20 protein-coding genes are annotated in these 25,881 nt (G+C 72.0%); 5 read left to right on the top strand and 15 right to left on the bottom strand.

All coding sequences use genetic code 11. The features are described from left to right. Nucleotides 1-26: 26 nt before the first annotated feature. Nucleotides 27-1,490: a PLP-dependent aminotransferase family protein gene (locus tag ACFVS8_RS17490; RefSeq protein WP_387065169.1), complete on the top strand. Its 1,464-nt coding sequence runs from the start codon at nt 27-29 to the stop codon at nt 1,488-1,490. Here ACFVS8_RS17490 and ACFVS8_RS17485 read toward each other — a convergent pair. The 5 genes from ACFVS8_RS17485 to ACFVS8_RS17465 form a co-directional block, all read right to left on the bottom strand. Continuing rightward, nucleotides 1,487-1,666 carry a hypothetical protein gene (locus tag ACFVS8_RS17485; protein WP_387065166.1) on the bottom strand — a complete coding sequence of 60 codons (180 nt, stop codon included), beginning with the start codon at nt 1,664-1,666 and terminating at the stop codon, nt 1,487-1,489. The two genes, ACFVS8_RS17490 and ACFVS8_RS17485, sit on opposite strands and share 4 nt — an antisense overlap. Nucleotides 1,667-1,775: 109 nt before the next feature. After that, complete coding sequence (locus ACFVS8_RS17480; RefSeq protein ID WP_387065164.1) at nt 1,776-2,708, bottom strand: nucleoside hydrolase; 933 nt, start codon at nt 2,706-2,708, stop codon at nt 1,776-1,778. An 11-nt stretch (nt 2,709-2,719) separates the two neighbouring features. Continuing rightward, nucleotides 2,720-6,079 (bottom strand): hypothetical protein, encoded by a 3,360-nt coding sequence (locus tag ACFVS8_RS17475; protein ID WP_387065161.1) that lies wholly within the window; start codon nt 6,077-6,079, stop codon nt 2,720-2,722. Then, nucleotides 6,079-6,651, bottom strand: a complete 573-nt coding sequence (gene pyrE / locus ACFVS8_RS17470) for an orotate phosphoribosyltransferase (RefSeq protein ID WP_387065159.1) — start codon at nt 6,649-6,651, stop codon at nt 6,079-6,081. The genes ACFVS8_RS17475 and pyrE overlap by 1 nt, the downstream gene beginning before the upstream one ends. A 62-nt stretch (nt 6,652-6,713) precedes the next feature. Then, nucleotides 6,714-8,111 (bottom strand): threonine/serine exporter ThrE family protein, encoded by a 1,398-nt coding sequence (locus ACFVS8_RS17465; RefSeq protein ID WP_387065157.1) that lies wholly within the window; start codon nt 8,109-8,111, stop codon nt 6,714-6,716. Nucleotides 8,112-8,650: 539 nt separating this feature from the next. On the opposite strand from ACFVS8_RS17465, the gene ACFVS8_RS17460 reads away from it, so the two are divergent. Then, on the top strand, nt 8,651-9,595 hold the full coding sequence (locus tag ACFVS8_RS17460) for a LysR family transcriptional regulator (RefSeq protein ID WP_387065154.1): 945 nt from the start codon (nt 8,651-8,653) through the stop codon (nt 9,593-9,595). A gap of 129 nt (nt 9,596-9,724) precedes the next feature. Continuing rightward, nucleotides 9,725-10,510 (top strand): enoyl-CoA hydratase/isomerase family protein, encoded by a 786-nt coding sequence (locus ACFVS8_RS17455; protein ID WP_387065151.1) that lies wholly within the window; start codon nt 9,725-9,727, stop codon nt 10,508-10,510. A 155-nt stretch (nt 10,511-10,665) separates the two neighbouring features. On the opposite strand, the gene ACFVS8_RS17450 is transcribed toward ACFVS8_RS17455, so the two are convergent. From ACFVS8_RS17450 to ACFVS8_RS17410, 9 genes are all read right to left on the bottom strand, one after another. Then, nucleotides 10,666-12,165, bottom strand: a complete 1,500-nt coding sequence (locus ACFVS8_RS17450) for a CoA-acylating methylmalonate-semialdehyde dehydrogenase (RefSeq protein ID WP_387065149.1) — start codon at nt 12,163-12,165, stop codon at nt 10,666-10,668. Between the two features lie 67 nt (nt 12,166-12,232). Beyond that, nucleotides 12,233-13,543 carry an aspartate aminotransferase family protein gene (locus tag ACFVS8_RS17445; RefSeq protein ID WP_387065147.1) on the bottom strand — a complete coding sequence of 437 codons (1,311 nt, stop codon included), beginning with the start codon at nt 13,541-13,543 and terminating at the stop codon, nt 12,233-12,235. 121 nt (nt 13,544-13,664) lie between these two features. Then, nucleotides 13,665-14,813, bottom strand: a complete 1,149-nt coding sequence (locus ACFVS8_RS17440) for an ABC transporter substrate-binding protein (protein WP_387065143.1) — start codon at nt 14,811-14,813, stop codon at nt 13,665-13,667. 37 nt (nt 14,814-14,850) lie between these two features. Further along, entirely contained in the window at nt 14,851-15,696 is an 846-nt protein-coding gene (locus ACFVS8_RS17435; protein ID WP_387065141.1) for an ABC transporter permease, read from the bottom strand. Continuing rightward, nucleotides 15,696-16,625: an ABC transporter ATP-binding protein gene (locus ACFVS8_RS17430; protein WP_387065138.1), complete on the bottom strand. Its 930-nt coding sequence runs from the start codon at nt 16,623-16,625 to the stop codon at nt 15,696-15,698. The genes ACFVS8_RS17435 and ACFVS8_RS17430 overlap by 1 nt, the downstream gene beginning before the upstream one ends. Beyond that, the gene (locus tag ACFVS8_RS17425; RefSeq protein WP_387065135.1) at nt 16,622-17,620 is read right to left on the bottom strand and encodes an ABC transporter permease; all 999 of its coding nucleotides are present in this window, start codon (nt 17,618-17,620) and stop codon (nt 16,622-16,624) included. The genes ACFVS8_RS17430 and ACFVS8_RS17425 overlap by 4 nt, the downstream gene beginning before the upstream one ends. Next, nucleotides 17,617-18,633, bottom strand: a complete 1,017-nt coding sequence (locus ACFVS8_RS17420) for a TIGR03842 family LLM class F420-dependent oxidoreductase (protein WP_387065132.1) — start codon at nt 18,631-18,633, stop codon at nt 17,617-17,619. Before ACFVS8_RS17420 ends, ACFVS8_RS17425 begins: the two co-directional genes overlap by 4 nt. 32 nt (nt 18,634-18,665) lie before the next feature. Next, on the bottom strand, nt 18,666-20,102 hold the full coding sequence (hydA, locus tag ACFVS8_RS17415) for a dihydropyrimidinase (RefSeq protein ID WP_387065130.1): 1,437 nt from the start codon (nt 20,100-20,102) through the stop codon (nt 18,666-18,668). 27 nt (nt 20,103-20,129) lie between these two features. Continuing rightward, nucleotides 20,130-20,978, bottom strand: a complete 849-nt coding sequence (locus ACFVS8_RS17410) for a nitrilase-related carbon-nitrogen hydrolase (RefSeq protein WP_387065128.1) — start codon at nt 20,976-20,978, stop codon at nt 20,130-20,132. Nucleotides 20,979-21,268: 290 nt separating this feature from the next. Between ACFVS8_RS17410 and ACFVS8_RS17405 the strand changes: the two genes are divergently transcribed. Together ACFVS8_RS17405 and ACFVS8_RS17400 are read left to right on the top strand one after the other, a co-directional pair. Beyond that, nucleotides 21,269-22,663 carry a PLP-dependent aminotransferase family protein gene (locus ACFVS8_RS17405; protein ID WP_387065125.1) on the top strand — a complete coding sequence of 465 codons (1,395 nt, stop codon included), beginning with the start codon at nt 21,269-21,271 and terminating at the stop codon, nt 22,661-22,663. 59 nt (nt 22,664-22,722) lie between these two features. After that, a complete protein-coding gene (locus ACFVS8_RS17400) occupies nt 22,723-24,900 on the top strand; it encodes a bifunctional lysylphosphatidylglycerol flippase/synthetase MprF (protein ID WP_387065122.1) in 2,178 nt (725 codons plus the stop codon). A gap of 46 nt (nt 24,901-24,946) precedes the next feature. Here the strand turns inward: ACFVS8_RS17400 and ACFVS8_RS17395 are convergent. Continuing rightward, nucleotides 24,947-25,881 (bottom strand): HYR domain-containing protein (locus ACFVS8_RS17395; protein ID WP_387065119.1); only part of this gene is annotated, 935 nt, incomplete at its 5' end.

Here is a 25,881-nt window from a genome sequence, read left to right as displayed (position 1 = left end):
ACCAGACCGATTCGAGGAGCGAGCGGATGCCGCCACCCACCGTTCCGCGTCCGGCGACCGCCCTGGCGTGGGAGACGCTGCTCCCCCTCGGCGACGGACCGGCGCCCCTCCGCGACCGCCTCGAACGCGCGATCCGCGACGCCGTGCAGACGGGCGTGCTGCCCGCCGGATCGGCGCTGCCGCCCAGCCGCCTGCTCGCCGAGACCCTCGGCGTCTCGCGCTGGGTCGTCACCGAGACCTACGGCCAACTCGTCGCCGAGGGCTTCCTCGAGGCCGCCGTGGGCTCCGGCACCCGGGTGCCCGCGCACGCTCCGCAGGTTCCGGATGCCGCGTCGACGGCCCGCACGCACACCCCGCTCCGCGGCGAGTACCGGCGGCCGGCGTTCGACCTCGGCCCCGGCATCCCCGACCTGCGCCACGCGCCGCGCGCACGGTGGGCCGCAGCCGTGCGGCACGCGCTCGACACCCTGCCCGACGCCGAGCTCATGGTCGTCGACCCCCACGGGCATCCGCTCGCGCGAACGGCCGTCGCCGACTACCTGACCCGGTCCCGGCGCGCGGTCGCCTCGCCCGGCGACGTGGTCGTGACCCACGGCGCGACCGACGGCATGGCCGCCATCGTCGCGGGGCTCCGCGCGAGCGGGCACCGCAGCATCCTCGTCGAGGACCCGGGGTGGGGCCGGCTCCGGGAGGTCGCGGCATCCGCGGGGCTCACGCCCGTGCCCGTGCCGGTCGACGACCGGGGTATCGACGTCGAACGCCTCGTCGCGGCATCCGACCGCACCGGCGCCCGCGCCGCGCTCATCACGCCGGCGCACCAGTTCCCGCTCGGCGCCGCGCTCTCGTCGGGCCGCCGCGAGGCGATCGTGCGCTGGGCGCGGGACGTCGACGGCGTGCTCATCGAAGACGACTACGACGCCGAGTTCCGCTACGACCGGCGCCCCATCGCCGCGCTGCAGGGCCTCGCGCCCGAGCGGGTCGCGCTCGTCGGGTCGCTGTCGAAGTCGATGGCGCAGGCGTTCGGCCTCGGGTGGGCGGTGATCCCCGAGGGGCTGCGGTCGCGGGTGCCGCTCGCCGACCGCGCCCGACCATCCGTGCTCGACCAGGTCGCCCTCGCCGGCTTCATCGGCTCGGGCGACCTCGAACGGCACCTCCGCGCCGCACGCACGAGGTTCAAGCGGCGGCGGGGCGCGCTGCTCGCCGCGTTCGAGCGCGAGCTGCCCGACCTGCCCCTGACCGGCATCGCGGCGGGCATGCACGCCATGCTCGAACTGCCGGAGGGGGTCGCGAGCCGCGACGTGCGGCACGCGGCATCCGCCCTCGACGTCGCCGTGTCGGACCTCGCGAGGTACCGGGCGACGGCCGGGCGACCGGGCGCGCTCGACGCGCTCGTGATCGGCTACGGCAACCTGTCGGACGCGCTCGTCGACGAGGCCGTGGCACGGCTCGCGGCCGCGATCCGCTCGGTGCCGGCCCGACGAGGGGCTTAGAGGCCCCGCCAGACGTCGGCCTGCGCCTTGTCGCGATCGAGGTTCGTCGCGGCATCGGCCGATTCGGGCTCGCGGGCACGACGACGCTCGGCCATCCGCCTCGACGAGAATGCCCATTGCGTGACGCCCCACAGGGCGGCGATGCCGACGAGTCCGGCCCAGAAGGTCCAGTCCACGGCTACCTCCTCGACGGTCGGGAACGGGTTGCCCGAATCGTATCGCCGCAGCCTGCGCAGTGGCTCCGAACCGGGACATCCGGCCGGATGTCGTCGCGGCCGGATGCCCTCAGGCGAGGCGCGAGACGGCGTCGACGACGCCCGCCCAGAACCGCTCGACGTCGAGATCGACCGCCACCCGGGCATTGGGTTCGCGCCCGAGCATGCCGTCGAAGTCGACGCTCGTGGCTCCGGTCGTCTCGGTGCCCGCGAGCTCGACATCGAGTCGCGTGTGCCGGAGCTCGACCGATGCCGGGTCGGCGAGCACGGCGACCGCGACCGGGTCGTGCAGCGGGCCGTCGGGCATGCCGAACACCTCGTCGTTCGTGCGGCAGAAGAACTCCAGCAGTTCGTCGCCGAACGCCGAGGTGCGGGTGCCGACCGCGGCGAGGCGCGCCCGCACCTCGGGCGTCACGAGCGCTCGATGCGTGACGTTCAGGCCGACCATCGTGAAGCGGATGCCGCTGCGCAGCACGAGGTCGAGCGCCTCCGGGTCGACGAGCGCATTGAACTCGGCATACGGCGTCGCGTTGCCGCGCTCGGTCGAGCCGCCCATCCACACGATCTCGCGGATGCGAGGGGCCAGGTCGGGTCGGTCGCGGAGGAGCACCGCGACGTTCGTGATCGGGCCGGTCGCGATGATCGCGACCGGAGCAGACGAGGCCTCGAGCACGTCGGACATGAGCTCGGTCGCCGAACGGCTGTCGAGGGGCACCGTCGGCTCGGGCAGCACCGGGCCGCCGAGCCCGTTCTCGCCGTGGATCCACTCGGCGGTCACGAGCCCGCGCACGAGCGGACCGGCGGCGCCGGCCGCGACCGGCACGTCGGTCACCCCGGCGACCGAGAGCACGATGCGCGCGTTGCGGCTCGTGTGCTCGAGCGGCACGTTGCCGCCGACGGTCGTCACGGCCAGGAGGTCGAGCGACGGATGCCCCGCGGCGAGCCAGACTGCGAAGACGTCGTCGTGCCCGGGGTCGCAGTCGACGATGACGGGTGTGCCCATGCGGCCGCGGATCAGGCGCTCGGGCCCGGGCCGGCGATCGATCCCGTGAGCGGCTCGCCGCCCGCGCGGTTCGCGAAGCAGTAGTACGTGCGCTCGCCCGCGGCCCACTGCTCCTCGGTCACCGGGTAGCTGCCCTGCACCTGCAGGTCGGGCACGCCCGATGCCGCCGCCACGTCGACGATCCCGGCCGCCGTGCAGAGGGTGTTCATCTGCGCACCGAGTTCGGCCTCGCCGGGGAACGCCGCCGCCTCGTCACCCGGCAGGGTGCCGCGGTACACGAGCTGGGCGGCGTGCGCGACGCCGCAGTCGACGACCGTGTACTCCTCTTCCCACGCCGATGCGAACGGGTCGAGGCACTCGCCGCCGAAGAGCGTGTTCCACGCGTGGACGCCCATCGGCTGCGGTGCGGTCGGCTCTGGGGCCGGGGTGTCCGATGCGGCGTCGCTCTCGCTCGCCGAGGGCGACAGCGACGCGGCGGCGTCGCCGCCCACGAGCTTCGTGCCGAAGAAGAACAGGCCCGCGAGCACCACGAGCACGAGCAGGCCGCCCGCCACCCAGATGAGCGGCTTCGCCGGGCCCCGCCCGCCGGAGCCCGTGTCGGAGCCGCCCTTGCCGCCCGAGCCGGAGCCGGAGCCGCCCGAGCTGGAACCGCCGGAGTAGCCTCCGCCGGAGCCGCCGGGATGGCCGCCGCTCGCACCGCCGCGCATCGGGCCGGTCGCGCCGCCGGATGCGCCGCCAGCGCCGCCCGCGGCGCCGCCGAAGGCTCCGCCGGAGCCGGACGCCCCCGAGCCGGAGCCGGAGGCCGCCGCGAACGCGCCGAATCGACCGGACGCCGCGGAGGCTCCAGCGACTCCGGCGCCTGCGGCCACACCGACAGGTCCGGTCGGCGCGAACAGCGACGCGAACGGGTTGTCGTCGTCGGGCTCGACGGCGTCGGGCTGCCGATCGGCGTTCCACGACTCGGTCGGCGCGATCGGCAGTCGTTGCGTGGCGCCCGCCGGGTTCGCGAACGGGTCGTGATCGGGCTCGTCGGCGAACGCGAACGGGTCGTTCGAGGCCCCGTCGGCGAATGCGAACGGATCGTTCGAGAACGCCTCGGTCGGCGCGGGGTCGTGCTGCGCCGGCACGACCGGCAGCATCGCCGTCGCCGCGGTCGGCTCTTCGGGGGCCGGCTCGGTGAACCAGTCGCCATCGGCGCCGAACGGCTCGGACTCGAGGGCCGCCTCGTCGATCGGATCGGCGACCGGTGCGGCCGATCGAACCACGGGCGCGATCGGTGCGGCCGCCGCGGCAGCGGCTCCGCCGAACGCCAGCGATCGCAGCGGCGACCCCATCGGCGCGTCGGCGTGCGGATCGTCGGCCGTCGGGTCGGGGCGGATGCCCCACTGGTAGACCGGCTCCTCGTCGTCGGCCTCGGCGGCCTCGTCGTCGGCCTCGGCCGGTACGGCCGACCAGGCACGGGCGGTCCCGAACTGCGGCACGAACGGCTCGGGTTCCGCGGCGATCGGGTCGTCGTCGAAGGCGAGGCCCAGGCCCGCGAGCCCGTCGGGCTCGTCGTCGACCTGCGGCCCGCGGAGGGACTGCGCGTCGAATGCGGGCCGGCCTGCGGCATCCGGTTCGGCGGCCTGTCGCGCGGCGAATGCGGCGAACGGGTCGTGTTCGGGGGTCTGCGGCTGCACCGCGTCGACGGGCTCCGGCTCGGCCTGGTCGAGGGCGTCGAACGGATGCCGTGGCTCGGCCGGGGTGCGGGCCTCGAACTGCGCCGTCTCCTCGGTGAAGGCGGCGAACGCGGCGAATCGATTGTGCTCGGGCGCGGGGGCCGCCGGCGCCGGAGCCGCGGGTGCGGGAGCCGCGGACGCGGACGACGCGGCACCGGCCGCGAACGAGGCCGCGGCACCTCCGCCGAGCGCGGCGAGCAGGTCGTCGACCGGTTGCGCGGGCGCCGGCGTCGGCGCGACCTCGGCTGGTGCTGCGGCGAAGGCGGGGAACGGCGTGCGCGGTGCGTCGAACGCCGCGGGCTGCGGAGCCTCGGGCGTGACCTGCTGTGCCTCGTACCACGGCGTCTCGACCTGCGGCGCCTGCGAGGCCTGGTCGACGACGGGGATCGCCCGGGTGTGGGCGACGTCGGTCGCCTCGGCTTGGGCGGCGGACTGCTGCTGCTCGAGCGCGAGACGTTCACGACGCGTGAGTTCCGGGGCGGGCTGCGAGGGCACGGAGGGCACCTCGGTCTCCTGCATCGCCGACCAGAGGTCCGCGCCGAAGTCTCCCGAGGCGGTCGCGGGGGTGACGGGGGTGAACGAGCTGCGGGCGACGGGCGGCGGCGCGAACCCGGCGAACGGCGAGTCGTCGCCATCGTCGTCGGTCGTCGCTGCGAACGCCTCGGGTGCCGGGTTCGCCGCGGGGTGCGCCGGCATGGCCGGCTCGGCGGGCGCGACGAACGCCTGCGGCACCGCGGCCGGAGGGGCCTCGGGCTGCGACAGACGGCGGAAGGCGGCGCGGAGCGCGTCTTCGGAGTCGATCGAGTCGGCCTCGGGCTCGCCCCAGGTGAGTGCGAACGGCCCGGTCGGCGTCGCGGGGCCGGGCACGACCGGCTCGGCCGGCTGATGCTGCTGAGCCTGCGCGGACTCCCAGGCGGCGGGCGTCGGCTCCGCGGGCTGGAACGGCGGCCTGCCCACGGGCGGCTCGACGGTCAGCGGCGCGTGCGACGAGGGCTGCGGCTGGACCGGCTGGTTCCACGCGGGAACCTGCGGCTCGGCCGGCTGGTTCCACGCGGGAACCTGCGGCTGGGCCGGCTGGTTCCACGCCGGGGGCTGCGGCGAAGCGGAGGGCGAGCCCGGCGCGGGCGTCGGGGCCCAGTGCGGCGCAGCTGCGGGCGCGGCCGGGGCCGCGGGCCATGCGGCAGGCGGTGCAGCGGGGGTCGCGGGCGTCTGCCAGACGGGGGCCTGCGGGGAGGCGGACGGCCCGGCCGGGGGCGTCGGGTTCCACGCCGGCGCCGACTGCGCAGGGGGCACGATCGGCAGGGCCTGCGGATGCGTCTGCGAGGCGAACGGGGCGCCGGTCGCGGACGGAGCTGCGGGCGGCAGCACCTCGCCGACGACGGGCAGCGCGCGGGTTCCGGTGTCGCGTGCGGGGGGCTCGGCGAGCGAGAACCAGTCGAGCACCTCCTCGTTGCGACGAGGAGCCGGAGCCGGTGACGGTGCGGGAGCGGGGGCGAACGGCTGGGTCGGAGCGATCGGGGCCTCGCCGGACGGCGCCGGCTGCCCGAACGACGGAGGCGTCACGGGATGCTGCGGGCGCGGCGCACCGCCGCCGGCCGCCAACTGCGCGAGCAGCCAGTCGGCCCCGTCGCCACCCTGCCGATCGCCCGACATCAGGCCAGGCCCAGGTCGTCCAGGTCGATCGCCGCGAGGTACTGCACGCCGGCGGCCTCGATGACCTCGCGCGCACCGGTGGCGCGGTCGACGACGACGGCGACGGCGACGACCTCGGCACCGACCTTGCGGAGCGCCTCGATGGCCTTGAGCGGCGAACCGCCAGTGGTCGAGGTGTCTTCGAGCACGATGACGCGCTTGCCCGCGACATCCGGCCCCTCGACCTGACGGCCGCGGCCGTGGTCCTTCGGCTCCTTGCGCACGACGAACGCGTCGTAGGCGAGGCCGCGCGCGGCGCCCTGGTGCAGCACGGCGGAGGCGATCGGGTCGGCGCCCATGGTGAGACCGCCCACCGCGGCGACGTCGGGCACGTCGGCGATGAGGTCGATCATGACCTGGCCGATGAGCGGCGCGACTCGGTGGTCGAGGCTCACCTTGCGGAGGTCGACGTAGTACGACGCCTTCTTGCCGCTCGTGAGCGTGAAGTCGCCGTGGAACACCGCATCGGCGGAGATGTGGTCGATGAGCTGCTGACGGACGTCGGCGCTGCTGTGGGGGTCTGGGAGCGTCACCCGAATACTCTACGGCGGACTCGCCTGAGAGGAAGGTCCGTATTCGGGGGATCTGCGACGCCTCAGTCGGGCCGGTCGCCCGCTTCGGGCGGCGCCTGCTCCGCGACATCCTCCGGTTCACGGGGTCGCCGCCGCCCCCAGAACGACCTCGGAGTGCCCGGGAGGATGCGCGCCCAGAACGGCGGCTCCTCGGACTCGGAGAGGGCGGCGGGCACCTCGATGTGGAACTGCGCGATCTCGGCGGCGCCGTGGTGCACGACCCGGTACAGCGCCGTGCCGATGAGCACGCCGAGCGCGATCGACATGACCGACACCAGGGCGCCCACGAAGTTCTCGAGTCCGGCGCTCGATCCGACGGCCTCGGTGATGCCGACGAGGCCGGCCGCGCCGGGCACGAGCAGCCAGAACGCGGGCAGGAAGGTCAGCTGCGAGGGGGCGCCGTGCCGGAGCGTCGCGATCCAGAGCACCACGGGCGTCATCGCGAGGGCGCCGATGAACCCGCTCACGGTCTCTCCCACGAGCGCGATGCCGAACTGCTGGCCGGTGAACGCCACGATCAGCGTGAGCAGCACCCAGCCGAACGTGCCCTTCGGCGCGGAGAAGTGCAGGTAGTTGCCCACTGCGAACAGCAGCACGCCGATCGCCGGGATCCACCACGGCAGGGTCCCGGTCGCCTCCAGCGGGAGGTAGCTCGAGTCGTCGACGCCCATGAGGGTTCCGGCCGCGAGGATGCCGAACGCGAGCAGCGCGAGCTGCACGAGGCCGAAGACCAGCCGCGACGCACCGGCGACCATCTGCCCGGCCGCGAGCTCGACCGTCGCCGTGGTCAGCACTCCACCGGGAAGGAACGTGGCGAGGGGGGCGATGAGCAACCGGATCGGATCGCCGATCTCGATGTGCGGCGCGAGCAGGAAGACCGCCAGCGCGCTCACGAACGCCGCGAACACGGGGAACACGAGCTGCAGGGTCGGGGAGCGCACGAGCTTCAGCAGGCCGAGCAGGGCGCCGAGCGCGAACGCGATGAGCGCGCCCTGCCACGTCGGGGCGAGCAGCAGGCAGAGGCCGGTGGTCAGCAGCGCATGGCCGAACACCCGCACGGGCCACGCGAAGCGCTGGCGCATCGCACCGATCTCGTTCAGGCGGGTGATGCCGTCGATCGGCTCGATCGACCCGGCCCGCGCCCGTTCGATGAGGCGGTAGAGGGCCGCGATCTGGTCGAAGCGGAACGAGACGTTGATCGCCGATCGGATCGCGACCCGCTCATCTCCGGCCGACCCGGTCTCGATGAGCACCACGGTGGGCAGCACGACCACGTCGGTGTCGGTGCGGCCGTAGGCGCGCGACACGACGCCCATCGTCTCGCCGATCTTGTCGACCGACTCGCCCGCGGCATTCATGCCCTGGGCGAGCCCGAGCAGGAAGCGGCCGAGCACCGCCTGATCGGCCACGACGTCGGTCATCGCTCCCCCTCGCCCACTCACCCCGCGGGTCGCGTGCCTCGCGCGCCCGCATCGTGGCTCACGGTATCCGCCTGCACGCCCCGGGTCGGCGAGCACACGCGGGCGACGGATGCCGCGGCGCGGCGTCGCGGGCTCCGGCGACCGCGCGGCGACCGGCGCGCATCGGCATCCCCCCAGTGCATGCCGATGCGCGCCGGGCGCACGATGAAGGGCCGCCCTGCGGAGTGTCCCTCTCCGTGGGCGGCCCTGGGCCCGGCGATGCCGGGCGGTTCGCGCGACCTCAGACGGTGCGCGCGAAAGCTTCGGTCGGCTGGCGACGGTAGCCGTCGCGCGAGGCGAGAACGATCGTGCCGACGACTCCGGCGATGGATGCTGCTGCGACGAAGATGAGCGTGGCCATGATGGTTCCCTTTCGAATGGTGACGGCGTGTGATCGAGCGGTTCGTTGCGCCGTTGCAACCCTTCGATGTCTCAATCATCCTCTCCAAAATGATTCAGCACAAGCTCACAGAACTGTAATGAATATGTAGGCTGACTACATGGACGTGAACCGACTCGACCTGCTCCGAGAGCTCTCGGAGCGCGGCAGCGTGACCGCCGTCGCCGAGGCGACGGGGCGCACGCCCTCCGCGGTCTCGCAGCAGCTCAAGGTGCTCGAGCGCGAGGCCGGCATGCCGCTCACCGAGCGCAGCGGTCGGGGGCTCGTGCTCACGAGCGCCGGGCACGCGCTCGCCCGCAGCGCCGCCGAGGTCGCCGTGGCCCTCGAACGCGCGACCGCCCTCTGGGACGAGTTCCGCAACCACCCGAGCGGCGAGGTGACGCTGCTGACGTTCCCCACGATCGGCGCGAGCCTGCTGCCGGGCGTGCTCACCGATCTCGCGAGCGTCGCCGGCCTCGTCGTGCGCTGCACCGACCTCGATCCCGAGCTGGCGGGGTTCCCCGACCTCACCTCCGACTACGACATCGTGCTGGCGCACTCGATGCCCGGCGAGCTGCCGTGGGGCGGTCGCGGCCTCAAGGTCGTGCCGCTGCTCACCGAGCCGCTCGACGTCGGCATCCCGACCGACCACCGCCTCGCCGGCCGTGCGCACGTGACGAGCGCCGACCTCGTCGACGAGACCTGGCTCGGCGTTCCGCTCGGGTTCCCGTTCGAGCGCATCCTGCACGCCATCGAGGAGCAGGGCGGCAAGCGGGTCACGGTCTCGCAGCGGTTCAGCGACATGCGCATCATCGAGGCGTTCATCGCCGCCGGCCAGGGCGTCGCGTTCGTGCCGCGCTACACCTCGGGCGCAGTGCCGGAGGGCGTCGTGCTGAAGCCGATCCGAGGCGTCACCTCCGCCAGGCAGATCGTCGCGCTCATGCGACCGGATGTCGCCGAGCGGCTGGCCGTGCGCACGGTGCTCGACGTGCTGACCACCCGCGCCGCCCGGCTCGAGCAGTCGTACGCCCATCCGTCGCGCGGCGCGGGCGACGCCCACGGCTGATCGGCCACGGCGAACGCCCCAGTCGCTTCATCGCCCTCGGTGCACCGGAGCGCACCTCCGCCATGCGCGGTAGTCGGAGATCGACAACGGCCTTCGGCCTCGGCGGGCGCGCGGCTAGACTCCCCGACCATGAGCGACGACGCCATCCTCTTCCGCGTGCACGACGGGCTCGCGCACCTCACCCTCAACCGCCCCGAGCGCCTGAACGCGGTCGGCCCAGAGGCCATCGCCCTGTGGCATCGCCACGCGGGCGAGATCGCGGCCCGCGACGACATCCGCGCCGTGCTGTTCGACGCGAACGGGCGGGCGTTCTGCGCCGGCGGCGACGTGCGGGCCATGTCGGAGCTCGGGGGCGACGGCACGTCGGCGGGGCAGGTCGTCACCGAGCTCGCCGACGCGATCCACGCCGGGCACCGGATGCTGCGCGAGAGCGCCAAGCCGATCGTCGCCGCCGTGCAGGGCCCCGTCGCCGGCGGCGGCCTCGGGTTCATGCTCGTCGCCGACGTCATCGTCGCCAGCGAACGCGCGAGCTTCGCCAGCCGCTACGCCGATATCGGCCTCACGCCCGACTGCGGGGTCAGCACGCTGCTGCCCGAGGCCGTCGGCACCCGGCGCGCGCTCGAGCTCACGCTCACCTCGCGCACGCTGAGCGCGCAGGAGGCGCTCGACTGGGGGCTCGTCGCCGAGGTCGTCGCGCCCGAGGCGCTCGACGCCCGCGCACGCGAGATCGCCGACGTCTGGCTCTCGGGAGCCTCTGCGGCATTCGGACAGGCGAAGCGGCTCGTGCGTTCGGGCCTCTCGCGCCCGTTCCAGGAGGCGCTCGACGACGAGGCGCGCACGATCGGCGCGGCGTTCGACAGCCCCGAGGCATCCGCCAGGGTCGCCGCCTTCGCGGCACGCAGCGCCCGCGGCTGATCCTCGCCCGCCCGAGTGCACCCGCACCCGCCACCCGCGCCGGATTCAGGCACGCGCCCGCTGTTCAGGCCGTATTCGCGAGAAGTGACCTGAGCAGCGTGCGTTCGCCTGAGGTGCGGCCTCCAGCCAGGGGCTGGACGGGCCGACCGCGCGCGTCAGTCGTGCTGCGGGAAGCCCAGGTTGAGCCCGCCGTGGCTCGGGTCGAGCCAACGCGACGTGACCGCCTTCTCCTGCAGGAAGAACTCGAAGCCCTTCGGGCCGTACGCCTTCGCGTCGCCGAACAGCGAGTCCTTCCACCCGCCGAAGGAATGGTACGCCACCGGCACCGGGATCGGCACGTTGATGCCGATCATGCCGACCGTGACCTCGCGCTGGAACCGCCGGGCGGCACCGCCGTCGTTCGTGAAGATCGCGGTGCCGTTGCCGTAGCGGGAGGCGTTGATGATGTCGACCCCCTGCTCGTAGCCGTCGACGCGCACGATCGAGAGCACGGGGCCGAAGATCTCGTCCTGGTAGACGACCGACGAGGTCGGCACGCGGTCGATGAGCGTCGGGCCGAGCCAGAACCCGTCGGGAGCGCCGTCGACCTCGGGGTCGCGCCCGTCGACCACGAGGGTCGCCCCGTCGTCGACCGCGACGTCGAGGTAGCCCGCGACCTTGTCGCGGTGCTCGCGCGTGATGAGCGGGCCCATGTCGCACCCGCGGGTGCCGTCGCCGGTCGTGAGCCGCGACATCCGCTCGCTCACCTTCGCGACCAGCTCGTCGGCGACCGAGTCGACCGCGAGCACGACCGAGACCGCCATGCAGCGCTCGCCGGCCGAGCCGAAGCCCGCGTTCACGGCCGCGTCGGCGGCGAGGTCGAGGTCGGCGTCGGGCAGCACGAGCATGTGGTTCTTGGCGCCGCCGAGCGCCTGCACGCGCTTGCCGTTGGCCGTTGCGGTCGAGTAGATGTAGTGCGCGATCGGGGTGGAGCCGACGAACGAGATCGAGCGCACGACCGGGTGCTCGAGCAGCGCGTCGACCGCGACCTTGTCGCCGTGCACGACGTTGAGCACGCCGTCGGGGAGCCCTGCCTCCTGCAGGAGCTCGGCCATCCAGACCGCGGCCGACGGATCCTTCTCGGAGGGCTTCAGCACGACCGTGTTGCCCGCAGCGATCGCGAGCGGGAAGAACCACAGCGGCACCATCGCCGGGAAGTTGAACGGCGAGATGATGCCGACGACGCCGACCGGCTGCTTCAGCGTGTAGACGTCGACGCCGGTCGACACGTTCTCGGAGTACTCGCCCTTCGTGTACCCCGGCATCGCGCACGCGAGCTCGACGACCTCGAGCCCGCGCGCGATCTCGCCCGCGGCGTCGGAGGTGACCTTGCCGTGCTCGCTCGTGAGGATCGCCGCGAGCTCGCCCGTGCGCGAGTTCAGCAGCTCGCGGAAGGCGAACATGACCTGCTGGCGCTTGGCGATCGACGTGTCGCGCCAGGCCGGGAACGCCCGCGCGGCGGCGCCGACGGCTGCATCGACGTCCTCGGTCGACGCCATGCGCACGCGCTTCTGCTCGACGCCGAGCGCCGGGTTGTAGACCGGGCCGGTGCGCTCGGACTGCCCGGCGGCGGGCGCCCCGTCGATCCAGTGGTCGATGGTGGTGATGTCGGTCATCTTCTTCTCCCCTTGCGTCGAGTTCGTGAGGGGCGGTGCTCGAAGCCCGCCGCCCCGGATGCGGTGCTCAGAGCGCGGTGCCCAGCACGTGGTCGTAGATCGACACGGCCTCGGCGACCTCGCCTGCGGTGACCACGCACGGCGGCACCACGTGGATGCGGTTGTCCTGCACGAACGGCAGCAGCCCGCGTTCGACCATGGCGGCCTTGAGCCGGCCCATGCTCGCCGCAGGCAGCGGCTCGCGCGTCGCGCGGTCGGCGACGAGCTCCATGGCCCAGAACACGCCCTCGCCGCGCACCTCGCCGATGACGTCGTGCTTCTCGGCCAGCGCGGCGAGCGCGGGGCCGATCTCGTTCTCGCCGATGGCTCGCGCGTTCTCGACGACGCCCTCGGCCGCCATCGCGTCGAGCGTCGCGACGATCGAGGCCATCGCGAGCGGATGCCCCGAGTAGGTGAGTCCGCCGGGGAAGACGCGCTCGTCGAACGTCGCCGCCACGGGATCGGAGATGATGACGCCGCCGGTCGGGATGTACCCCGAGTTCACGCCCTTCGCGAACGTGATGAGGTCGGGCCGCACGTCGTGGCCGTCGAAGGCGAACCAGCGCCCGGTGCGGCCGAAGCCGGCCATGACCTCGTCGAGGATCAGCAGGATGCCGTGGGCGTCGCAGAGCTCGCGCACGCCCGCGAGGTACCCGGGCGGCGGCAGCATGATGCCCGCGGTGCCGGGGATCGACTCGAGCAGCACCGCGGCGATCGACGACGGCCCCTCGGCCTCGATCACGCGGCGGAGGTGGTGCAGCGCGCGCTCCGACTCCTGCTCGGGCGTCGTCGCCCAGAACTCGGACCGGTACAGGTAGGGCCCGAAGAAGTGCACGTGCCCGCGTGCGAACTCGTTGGGGATGCGCCGCCAGTCGCCCGTCGAGACGATCGCCGCACCTGTGTTGCCGTGGTACGACCGGTACGTCGAGAGCACCTTGTCGCGCCCGGTGTGCAGGCGGGCCATGCGGATCGCGTTCTCGTTGGCGTCGGCGCCGCCGTTCGTGAAGAACACCTTGCGGAACCCGTCGGGCGCGTGCCCCACGATGCGCTTCGCGGCCTCGCCGCGCGCGAGGTTCACGGTCGACGGCGCGATGGTGGTCAGCAGCTCGGCCTGCTCGCGGATCGCCTCCACCACGGTCGGGTGCTGGTGGCCGATGTTGACGTTCACGAGCTGGCTCGAGAAGTCGAGGTACTCGCGTCCGGAGTGGTCCCAGACGCGGCATCCGCGCCCGCTCGCGATGACGAGCGAGGAGGGCTGCGCCTGCGCCGACCAGGAGTGGAAGACGTGCTCGAGGTCGAGCTCGCGTGCGATGACGTCGAGGTCGTCGGTGTCGGTCATGGCTTCGGTGCCCTTTCCTGTTCGTTCGGTGCTCTCGACGCGCTTCGTGCCCGAAGGGGCGAGACCTGCCCCGGGTGCCGCGCCGCCGACGGGATCGGCCGGCGGCGCGGCATCCGTCGTGCTAGTTGCCGCCCTCTTCGAGGGTGACGTCGATGGGCGACCAATCGGCGCCCGTGAGGTCGAGGTCTTCGCCCTCGAGCTCGGAGAGCGCCTGCTCGATGTACTCGTTCGACCAGGCGCTGGCCGGCGGCTCCTCGGTGATGAGGTGGGCGCCGGTCTCGTTCACCGCGGCGAGCGCACCCGCGACGGTCTTGTCCCACGCGGTCTCGTCGATGACGCCGATGCCGTTGTCGGAGGGCCAGATGAGCTTGTTCGTCTCGTTGACCATCCAGAGCTCGTGGCTCGGGCCCCAGCCGGAGCCGGCCGCGATCGTGATGTCGGCCGCGTCCTGCGGGTTGGCCGCCGCGAACGCCCAGCCCTTGATGACGGCCTTCAGGAACTTGACCGTGGTGTCGGCGTAGTCGCTGTCGGACTCGAGGCGCTCGGTGTCGGCCCAGATGGCGTCTTGAAGCATGGCGCCCTCGGTGTCTTCATAGGAGATGACGTTGAAGTCCTCGGGCTGGTAGAGCTCGCCCGTGTCGGGGTTCACGGTCTCGAGCAGCTGCGCGTACTCGTTGTACGTCATCGCCTGCGCCGCGTCGATGTCGCCCTGCAGGAACGCGTTCATGTTGAAGTCCTGCGTGATGATCTGCACGGTCGAGGCGTCGAGGCCCTCGGCGGCCATGGCCGCGAAGATCTCCCACTCGTTGCCGAAGCCCCACGAGCCGATCTTCTTGCCCTCGAAGTCGGCGACCGAGTCGATGCCCGAGTCGGCCCACGACACCTGCAGGGTGCCCGAGCGCTGGAAGATCTGGGCGATGTCGGTGAGGTTCGCGCCCTGCTCGATCGAGCCGAGCACCTTGGGCACCCACGCGATCGCGTAGTCGACGTCGCCGTTGGCGAGCGCGTCTTGCGGCACGATGTCGCCGCCCGACGGGATGATCTCGACGTCGAGGCCCTCTTCTTCGAAGAAGCCCTGGTCGACGGCCGCGAAGTACCCGGCGAACTGGCCCTGCGGCAGCCACTGCAGCTGCAGCTTCACGGGCGTGAGCTCGCCGGAGTCGCCTCCGCCGGAGTCACCGCCGTCTCCCGAGGAGCAGGCGGCGAGGAGGAACGCGGCCGTGACGGCGAACGCTCCGGCCGCGAGTCCGCGGCGTGTGCTGTGCTTCATGTCAGTCCTTCCCGATTCTCAGTGGTGGTGCTGGTTCTCAGTGGGTGGTGCTGGTCTCGGTGCTGGTGCTGGTGGTGCTGGTTCCGGTGGTGCGGTCGGTGGCGCGCTGGGTGGGGGTCCTGAGCACGAGGCGCTCGAGCGCGAGCGTCGCGAGGTAGAAGAGCAGGCCGAGGGCGATGGATGCCACGACGTACGCCCATGCGCGGGCGTACGCGCTCGACGCGGCCGACGTCGAGATGAGGCTGCCGAGGCCGCCGCGCGGTCCGCCGAAGTACTCGGCGACGAGGGCGGAGATCACGGCGAGCGAGGAGGCGATGCGGATGCCGGTGAGGATGAACGGCCGTGCGGTCGGCAGGGTCAGCGTGCGCAGCACCTGCCCGGGCGTCGCCGCGTAGGCGCGCATGAGCTCGCGGTGCACGGGCGTGGTCTGGCGGAACCCGCGCAGCGTGTTCACGAAGACCGGCACGAACGACGCGATCGCGGCGATCGCCTGACGGCCGAACTGGCTGTCGGCGCCGAACATCGAGTTCAGCACCGGTGCGAGCGCGACGATCGGCACGACCGCGAGCGAGGCGATGACGGGGGCGCTCATCTGGTCGACCGCCCGCCACCTCGCGGCGAGCGCGGCGAGGGCGATGCCGAGCAGCGTGCCGACGATGAGGCCGATCAGCGCGTTCGTGCCAGTGATGATCGTCGCCGAGACGATGGAGTCCCACGATGCGACGAGCTCCTCGACGATCGACGCCGGGCTCGGCAGCAGGTAGTCCGAGACGCCGACGACGCTGACCAGGAACTGCCAGATGCCCAGCACGAGCACCCCGACCGTGATCGGCGCGACGATGCGCAGCGTCGTCTCGGTGCGCGGGCTCAGGTGCGCGCTCATCAGCGCGTCTCCACTCCGCGTGCGCCGGTGGCGACGGGTGCGCCGTGCAGGGCCTCGCGCACGGCGGTGACCATCTCGAAGAACGACCGGTCCTCGCGGAGTCCCTCGGTGCGCTCGGCGCGAGCCGCGGCATCCGTCGCCCCACCGGCCGCCGCAGCAGGCGCACCGCCGAGCCGCATGGGCACGATCTCGCGGATGCGCCCCGGCCGCGGCGACATGACGACCACTCGGTCGCTGAGGAACACCGCCTCGGGGATCGAGTGCGTCACGAACACGACCGCGGCGCCCGTCTCGGCCGAGATGCGCACGAGGTCGGACTGCATCTTCTCGCGCGTCATCTCGTCGAGCGCGCCGAACGGCTCGTCCATGAGCAGCAGGCGCGGCTGCTCGGCGAGCGAGCGGGCGATCGCGACGCGCTGCTGCATGCCGCCCGAGAGCTGGTCGGGGTAGCGGTCGGCGAAGTCGGCGAGTCCGACCATGTCGAGCAGCTCGTCGACCTTGGCCTTGCGGGCGCCGGATGCCACGCCGTGCAGTTCGAGCGGCAGCGCCACGTTCGCCGCGACCGTGCGCCACGGCAGCAGTCCGGCCTGCTGGAACGCGATGCCGTACTCCTGGTCGAGCCGCGCCTGCGTCGGTGTCTTGCCGAACACCGTGATCGCCCCCGTGGTCGGCGCGTCGAGGTCGGCGATCAACCGCATGAGGGTGGACTTGCCGCATCCGCTCGGCCCGATGAGCGAGACGAACTCGCCCGGTGCGATCTCGAGGTCGATGCCCTCGAGCGCGTGCACGGTGCCACCGCGCGTCTCGAATCGCTTGTCGACGCCGGTCACCCGCACGGCGGGCTCGGCGGTCGAAACGGGGGCGACGGATGCCGCGGCTGCCGTCGTCGGCGCGGCATCGCGCCCGGCGGGGGTCTCGGGAGCGCTCATGCGGCTTCCTCCGTTCGTCGGTAGTTCTTGAGGATCACGCCGAGCAGCGCGACCGATCCGGCGGCCACGAGCCCGAGCACGATCGCGCCGAAGATCGGCGCCCACGCCTTGGCCGGGTCGCCGGAGGCCTGCCCGGCGAACTGGATGAGCAGGCGACCGATGCCGCCCTGCAGGCCGGTCGACACCTCGGCGACCACGGCGCCGATGACGGCGTTCGCCGCACCGAGGCGCAGCGCGGGCAGCAGGTACGGCACGGCCGCAGGGAACCGCAGCTTCCAGAGCGTCGGCCAGTAGCCGGCCGCGTACGTCTGCATGAGCTCCTCGTGGATGCGGTCGGGCGACTGGAGGCCCTTGAGCGCGCCGATCGCGATCGGGAAGAACGCCAGGTAGCTCGCGATGAGCGCGACCGACATCCAGTCCTGCCACTCGAACGAGCCGATCTCGACGCGCGACCCCCAGCTCTTGACGATCGGGGCGAAGGCGATGAGCGGCACGGTCTGGCTGAGCACGATCCACGGCAGCAGGCCCCATTCGGCGATGCGCCACCGCTGCATCACGAGCGCGAGGCCGACGCCGACGACCACGCCGACGAGCCATCCGGCCGCGGCGATGCCGAGCGTCGTGAGGGCGGCGAGCGCGATGACGAGCCACAGCGGCTGCGCCGACGGCGACCGGGTCACGGGCTCGGCGAGCCGGCCGAACATGTCCCACACGTGCGGCATCGCGAGGTCGGTCGTGCGCGGGAGCACCCGCGTCTCGCCGATGAGCACGCCGTCGGCCGGGGCGAGCAGCTTGTAGCCCTCCCAGAGCACGACGAGCAGCAGGATGCCGAACACGCCCCAGCCGATCGCGGCCCAACGACGGCGCCCGCCTGAGCCGCCGCGCCGGCGTGCGCCCCTCGACTCGGGCGACCCGGACGAGCGGATGCCGCGCGCAGGCGTCGTGCCCGCGGCATCCGTCGTCGGGTCGGTGCTGCGCACGTCGACGTCGGTCATGCCTTCGCCGTGATGTGCTCGGAGAGCGCCGGGATCACGGTCTCGCCGTAGACCCGGAGCGTCTCCTCCTTGTTGTCGTGCTGGAGGTAGCCGGCGAACTGGTCGACGCCGAGCTCGGCGAGCTGCGTGAGCTTCTGGATGTGCTGGTCGGCCGAGCCCAGCACGCAGAACCGCTCCACGATCTCGTCGGGCACGAAGTCGACGTGGTCGTTCTCGGCCCGGCCGTGCGAGTTGTAGTCGTAGCCCTCGCGGCCGCGGATGTAGTCGGTGAGCGCGTCGGGCACCGTGCCGTGCGCGCCGTACTTCGCGACGATGTCGGCGACGTGGTTGCCGACCATGCCGCCGAACCAGCGGGTCTGGTCGCGCATGTGGGTCCAGTCGTCACCGATGTACATGGGTGCGGCGACGCAGAACTTGATCGACATCGGGTCGCGCCCCGCGGCCTCGGCCGCGTCGCGGACGGTCTTGATCATCCAGGCGGCGATGTCGACATCGGCCAGCTGCAGGATGAAGCCGTCGCCGACCTCGCCCGTGAGCTTCAACGCCATGGGCCCGTAGGCGGCGACCCACACCTCGAGCTCGGAGCCCTTCGACCACGGGAACTGCAGCTGCGAGCCCTTGTACTCGACGCTTCGCGAGTTCGCGAGCTCGCGGATCACGTGGATCGACTCGCGCAGCTCGCTCATGGTCACGGGCTTGCCGTTGGTGACGCGCACGGCCGAGTCGCCGCGGCCGATCCCGCAGATCGTGCGGTTGCCGTACATCTCGTTGAGGGTCGCGAAGATCGACGCCGTCACGGTCCAGTCGCGCGTCGCCGGGTTGGTGACGAACGGGCCGACCTTGATGCGGTGCGTCTCGGCGAGGATCTGGCTGTAGATGACGTACGGCTCCTGCCAGAGCAGGTGGGAGTCGAACGTCCAGGCGGTGCTGAACCCGTACTGCTCGGCGAGCTTGGCGAGGTGCACGGTTCGGGAGGCGGGCGGGTTGGTCTGCAGGACGACGCCGAAATCCATCGGGGGCTCCGTTCTCTTGCGGGCTGGTCGGGTCAGATGAGGTACTGGCTGAGGCCCCGCTTGAGGAACCGGCCGTCGCCCTTCGTGCCGAGGTACTCGCCGCCGTCGACGACGACCTTGCCGCGCGACACGACCGTGTCGACGTGGCCGTCGATCTCGAACCCCTCCCACGCGGAGTGGTCCATGTTCATGTGGTGGGTCTTGTCGTAGCCGATCGACGTGTGCCCGTTCGGGTCGTAGACGACGATGTCGGCGTCGGCACCCGGCTGGATCACGCCCTTCTGCCCGTACAGGCCGAACATGCGCGCCGGGGTGGTCGATGTGAGCTCCACCCAGCGCTCGAGGGTGATCTCGCCGGTCACGACGCCCTGGTACATGAGGTCCATGCGGTGCTCGATCGAGCCGATGCCGTTCGGGATCTTGCGGAAGTCGCCGAGTCCGAGCTCCTTCTGGTCCTTCATGCAGAACGGGCAGTGATCGGTCGAGACCATCTGCAGGTCGTTCGTGCGCAGCGCCTGCCACATCGAGTGCTGGTGGCCCTCCGCGCGGCTTCGGAGCGGCGTCGAGCACACCCACTTCGCGCCCTCGAACGAACCCCATTCGGGTCCGGATGCCCCGAGCTGGTCTTCGAGGCTCAGGTAGAGGTACTGCGGGCAGGTCTCGCCGAACACGTTCTGGCCCTTGTCGCGCGCCCAGGCGAGCTGCTCGACCGCCTGCTTGGCCGACACGTGCACCACGTAGAGCGGAGCACCGGTGAGCTTGGCGAGCATGATCGCGCGGTGCGTCGCCTCCTCCTCCATCTCCCAGGCGCGGGCGATGCCGTGGTAGTACGGGTCGGTGTTGCCGGCGTCGACGAGCTGCTGGGCGAGCACGTCGATGGCCGGCCCGTTCTCGGCGTGCATCATCGTGAGCAGGCCGGTGTCGCGCGAGATCTGCATGGCCTTGAGGATCTGGGCGTCGTCGCTGTAGAAGACGCCCGGGTACGCCATGAACAGCTTGAAGCTCGAGATGCCCTCGTCGGGCAGGCGCTTCATCGCGGCGAGCGAGTCGGCGTTCACGTCGCCGACGATCTGGTGGAAGCCGTAGTCGATGGCGCAGTTGCCCGCCGCCTTCTCGTGCCACGCGGCCAGTCCGTCTTCGATGCGCTGGCCGTAGGTCTGCACGGCGAAGTCGATGATCGACGTGGTGCCGCCCCAGGCGGCCGCGCGGGTTCCGGTCTCGAAGGTGTCGGATGCCTCGGTGCCGCCGAACGGCAGCTGCATGTGGGTGTGCGCGTCGATGCCGCCGGGAATGACGTACTTGCCCGTGGCGTCGATCACGCGGTCGACGGATGCCGCGACATCCGTTCCGAGCAGGGTGCTGCCCGGGGCGAGCACCGCGCGGATCGTCTCGCCGTCGACGAGCACGTCGGCCGCCGCACGGCCCGTGGCCGAGACGACGGTGCCGCCGGAGATGAGGGTGGTGGCCATGATCGCTCCTTCGCGTCGGCGTTCGGGTTACGGCTTCGCGATCTTCGCGTAGGAGTCGGGCCGGCGGTCGCGGTAGAACTGCCAGTCGTCGCGCATCTGCTGCACCATGTCCATGTCGAGGTCGCGCACGAGGATCTCCTCGTCGGTGCCCGAGCCGCGCTCGCCGACGAAGTTGCCGCGCGGGTCGATGACCTGGCTCGTGCCGTAGAAGTCGACGGCGAGGTCGCCGTACTCGTTGTCTTCGCGGCCGACGCGGTTCGGCTGCAGCACGAAGTAGCCGTTCGCGACGGCGGCGCACGGGCCCTCGACCTCCCAGAGGCGGTTCGAGAGTCCGGGCTTCGTGGCGTTCGGGTTGAAGACCATGTGGGCGTCGTTCAGGCCGAGCTCGCGCCATCCCTCGGGGAAGTGGCGGTCGTAGCAGATGTACATGCCCACGCGGCCGACGGCCGTGTCGAAGACGGGGTAGCCCATGTTGCCGGGGCGGAAGTAGAACTTCTCCCAGAACCGGTCGAGGTGCGGCAGGTGGTGCTTGCGGTACTTGCCGAGGATCGTGCCGTCGGCGTCGACGAGCACCGAGGTGTTGTAGTAGACGCCGGTCTCGGCCTCTTCGTAGATGGGCAGCACCATGACCGTGCCGAGCTGCTTCGCGAGGTCGGCGAAGCGCTGAACGATGGGGCCCTCGGCCGATTCGGCGAACCGGTAGTACTTCTGGTCCTGCGTGATGCCGAAGTACGGCCCGTAGAACAGCTCCTGGAAGCAGACCACCTCGGCGCCCTGCGCCTTCGCATCTCGCGCGAACTGCTCGTGCTTGTCGAGCATCGAGTCCTTGTCGCCCGTCCACGTGGTCTGCGTGATGGCCGCTCTGACGATCGTCATGAATGTCTCCTGAGTCGGGCGGCGTCGTTGCCGTTGCCTCGAGGATCGCCTGGCGTGGTGCTCGTGTCAGGTGTTCGTCGGGTGCTGCTGCGACGCCGAGATGTACCGATGGAACTGCCGGTGGAACTGCCGAACGAATGGCCGAAGACGGGGCTTGTGGCCCGTTCTGTTATTGTTCGGCTTGAACATTTCTCTTCTGTTTCACTCTGTGACGCTGTGGTTAAACATCCTGTCCCTCGCACCCGCTGGAGGCAATGGTGGGGTCAAGTATTCGAGTGGATACCGCTCGTGTGGACGCCGTTCGACTCATCGACCTCGCCGAGTTCGCCGACTCGTCGCCTCGCAGCATCGCCGGCGAGGTCGCCCGGCTCATCAACGCGGGCGAGCTCGCCGCAGGCCAACGACTCCCGACCGTGCGCGAACTCGCCGCAGCACTCGGCGTGAGCCCGGCCACGATCAGCCAGGCCTGGCAGGCCCTCGCCAGGGCCGGCCTCATCGAGAGCCGCGGCCGCGCCGGCAGCTTCGTGCGCGGCGCGGCATCCGCTCGCCTCGCCCCGCGCATGCGCGGCATGGCGGCCCCCGACGACCCCGTGCGGCTCGACCTCTCGCGCGGCACGCCCGACCCGCTGCTGCTGCCCGCCCTCGGCCCCGCGCTGTCCCGCGTCTCGGCGAAGGCCGAGACCGGCAGCTACCAGGCCCAACCCGTGATCCCGCAGCTCGCACGCGTGCTCCGCGATTCATGGCCGAGCGACGCGGAGTCGATCATGGTCGTCGACGGCGCGCTCGACGCCATCTCGCGCACGCTCGAGCAGGTCGTGCGCTTCGGCGACCGCGTCGTCGTCGAGAGCCCGGGCTTCCCCCCGTTCCTCGACCTGCTCGAGGTACTCGGGGCCGTGCCCCTGCCCGTTCGCCTCGACGGGCACGGCATGCGGCCCGAGTCCCTCGCCGCCGCGCTGCGCAAGCGCCCCGTCGCCGTGCTGCTGCAGCCCCGCGCACAGAACCCGACGGGCGCGTCGATGACCGCCGAACGGGCCGAGGCGCTCGCGCGCACGATCGAGGCCGCCGAACGCGTCGACGACCTCATCGTCATCGAGGACGACCACTCGGGCCTCATCTCCATCGAGGGCGACGTGACCCTCGGCACCTGGCTGCCCGACCGGGTCGTGCACGTGCGGAGCTTCTCGAAGTCGCACGGCCCCGACCTGCGGATCGCAGCGCTCGGAGGCCCGCGCGACCTCGTCGAGCACATCGCCGGCCGACGCATGCTCGGGCCGGGCTGGACCTCTCGGATGCTGCAGACCATCCTGCTCGACCTGCTCACCGACGGCACCGCGATCGACACCGTGACCGAGGCGCGCCGCGCCTACTACACCCGCCAGCGCTCGCTCGGCGAGGCCCTGCGATCCCGCGGCGTCGCCGCAGCACCCGCCGACGGCATCAACCTCTGGATGCCGGTGCTCGGCGAGCGGTCCGCGCTCGTGCAGCTGGCGGCGGCCGGCATCCGCGTGGCGGCGGGCACGCCGTTCCTCGCGGCATCCGATGCCACGGATGCCGCGAACGGCATGCGCCAGCGCACCGGCGGCGACTTCGTGCGCGTGACCGTCGGGGCGCTGACCGGCGACTACGAGTCCGTCGCCGACGACCTCGCCTCGGCCGCGACGCACCTCGCGGCGGGCGGCTACTGACCCGCGCTCCCGCGGTGGGATAGTCTGCCCCCGAATGCGGTCGCATGGGGGGAGTCCGGATGACCGACTCGACGAGGACGACGGCCGACGAGGCATCCGTCGCCGTGAAGCCGACCGAACCGCCCGCGGCCGAACCGCCGCACGGAGCGCCGGTCCCGCCGTCGCCCACGCAACGCGTGCTCCGAACGCTCGGGCGCCTGCCGTTCACGATCGCCCTGCTCGCGACGCTCGTGCTCGTCGGCATCCTGGTCGGCGGGTTCGTCTCGTCGGTCAGCGACGCCGACTGGTACGAGACCTTCGCCTACGGAGTGCCGTCGTTCGCCGACGGGCGCTGGTGGACGACGATCACGGGCACGTTCCTCGTCGCCGACCCGTGGGGCTACCTCGTGCTGCTGCTCACCGCCGTCGGCGTGGGCTGGCTCGAATTCCGGCGGGGCACCGGACGTGCGGCCGCGCACTTCTTCGGCGGACAGGTGCTCGCGGTCATCGGCGCGGCGGTCGTCATCGCCGGCTTCGCCGAGATGGGCTCGCACTGGGCCGAGACCCTCGTCACGCAGGTCGATGTCGGCCCGTCCGGGGGCGTGTTCGCGTGCATCGCCGCGGCGGCTGCGAGCCTGCCGTCGCCCTGGAGAGGGCGCGCGCTGCTCATCCTCACCGCGTTCACGCTCGTGAGCGTGCTGTTCCTCGGCACGGTGGCCGACGTGGAGCATGCGATGGCGGTCGGCATGGTGCTGCTCGTCAACGCGGGTTCGTTCACCAAGCCGACCGTGCGCGAACAGCGCTACGTGGCGTTCGTGATGATCATCGCGCTCACGGTCGTGCAGGTCATCGCGTCGATCGCGCCGACGTACGGCCCGTTCGGCATGACCTCCGTCGGCGGCATCGACATGGCCGACGTGCTCATCGACGCGATCGTCGTGCTCGTGATCGCACCCGGGTTGCTGCGCGGCTACCGGGTCGCGATGGTGATCGCGGTGATCCTCGCGGGCGTCAACGTGCTCGCGGGCGCCCTGGCGGTGTTCCTCATCGTCCATCCCGAGTTGTACGACGACGCCGCCGACTACGACAGCCGTGAAGGGTTGGCGTTCGCCGCGGCATCCGGATTCCTCTGGGCCGTGATGCTGGTGTGGCTGACCGTCTGCCGGCGGGCGTTCCGCGCGCGCCTGCGTCGACGGCTCCCCGGCGACAAGGGCCTCAACCGCCCCGGCGTGCGCATCGACGATGTCCGCCGCATCGTGCAGCAGGACGGCGGCGGGGCGCTCTCGTGGATGGCGACCTGGCGCGACAACCGGCACTTCTTCGGCTCCGATCCGACGACGGTCGTCGCCTATCAGACGCACCATGGCGTGGCACTGGTGCTCGGCGACCCGATCGCCCCTCCCGAGAAGGTGGGCGCGACCCTCACCGAGTTCATCGACAGTGCCGAGCGTGCGGGCTTCGTCGTCTGCGTGTTCAGCGCCGGAGCGGCCGTGCGCGACGCCATGCCCGAGGGCTGGCGGGCGCTGCAGATCGCCGAGGACACCATCGTCGACCTGCCGGGCCTGGAGTTCACGGGCAAGAAGTGGGGTGCGGTGCGCACGGCGATCAACCGCGGCGCTCGCGACGACGTGACGTTCCGGCTCACGACCCTATCGTCGGAGCCGCGGTCGGTGCGCGCCCAGATCACCGAGATCTCGGAACAGTGGGTCGGCGACAAGGGTCTGCCCGAGATGCGCTTCACGCTCGGCTCGATCGACGAGGCGCTCGACCCCGCCGTGCGCACGGCGATCGCCACGGCCGCCGACGGCACCGTGCAGGGATTCCTGAGCTGGCTGCCGGTCTACGCACCCGGCGGTCGGGTGCGCGGGTGGACGCTCGACCTCATGCGACGCCGCGACGGGGGCTCGTTCCCACCCGTCATGGAGTTCCTGATCGGGTCGTCGGCCCTGGCGTTCCGCGACGAGGGCGCCGAGTTCCTGTCGCTCTCGGGCGCCCCGCTGGCGCGATCCGAGGACCCCGAGGACGAACGCCAGATCGAGGTCATCCTCGATCGGCTCGGCGGCATCCTCGAACCGGCGTACGGGTTCCGCTCGCTGCACCGCTTCAAGCAGAAGTTCAACCCGCGCGCCGAGCCGATGTACCTGCTCTACAGCGACGGCGCCGACCTCGCCCGCATCGGCATCGCCCTCGTGCGGGCCTACCTGCCCGACGCTTCGGTGCCGCAGCTCGTGCGCGCCGGGCTCACGATGGGCAAGTAGCCGCCGCGCCCCCGCCCGCTCCGGCCTCCCTCAGCTCGTCAACTCCTCATCGACGAGCGGATGCCGCGGCGCGGCGCCCCCGGAACCTCACCGCAGCCGCTCCCGCCAGCATGAGTGCGAGGCCCAGCAGGATCATCGGGGCCGCGTCGACACCCGTAGGGGCCATGCCGCCCGAGCCGTTCGAGCCGCTGCCCGCGGTGCCTGAGCCGCCGTTCGTGCCGCCAGGCGTCGTGCCGGGATCGGTCGGACCCGTCGTGGGCGGCGGCTCCTCGCCCGGAGGTTCCTCGCCCTCGACGACGGTGATCGTGAACGTGTCGGAGACGACGGCGAAGAGCACGACCTGCTCCGGCGGGGCCGAGTCGGTCGCCGTGCAGGTCACGGTCGTGACCCCGATCGGGAAGAAGTCACCGGATGTCGCGTCGCAGTCGACCGTGATCGGGGCGACACCGCCCGTGGTCGTCGGTGCGTCGAAGTCGACGTTCGCGCCCGTCTCGCCGAACGGCACGTCGACCACGAGGTCATCGGGCGCCGTGATGGTCAGCGGATCGGGCGACGCGATGTCCTCGAGCATCACCTTGTTGTCGACCGACGTCGACGCCTCCGACAGGTTGCCCGCGGCATCCTCAGCAGCACCCGCCGCGACCTCCGCGACCACCTCACCCGCGACCGCACCCGACACCTGCACCGTGTACTCCGTCGCCGACACCGGCACCACGACCGCCATCGTCGGGTTACCCGAACCGGACAGCACCACATCCGTGTTCACGAACCCCGTCACCGGCTCGCTGAACACCACATCGAACACCACCGGCTGCGACGTCACCAGAGCCGGATCATCCTGCGACCCGCCCTGCTCGATCGTCACCGTCGGCGCGATCGTGTCCTCGGTCTCGTCGTCGACGATCGTGACCGTCGCAGACCCGTCTGTGATCGCAACGTCGAACCCCGGAGGCGGCGAACCGACGATCCCCTCGAGCAACG

It is taken from the genome of Agromyces sp. NPDC058110, assembly GCF_042884735.1.
In the GTDB taxonomy this organism is placed as follows: Bacteria; Actinomycetota; Actinomycetes; order Actinomycetales; family Microbacteriaceae; genus Agromyces.
Note: the sequence above shows the minus strand (reverse complement) of the source record. Positions and strands in the feature narration are given on the sequence as shown.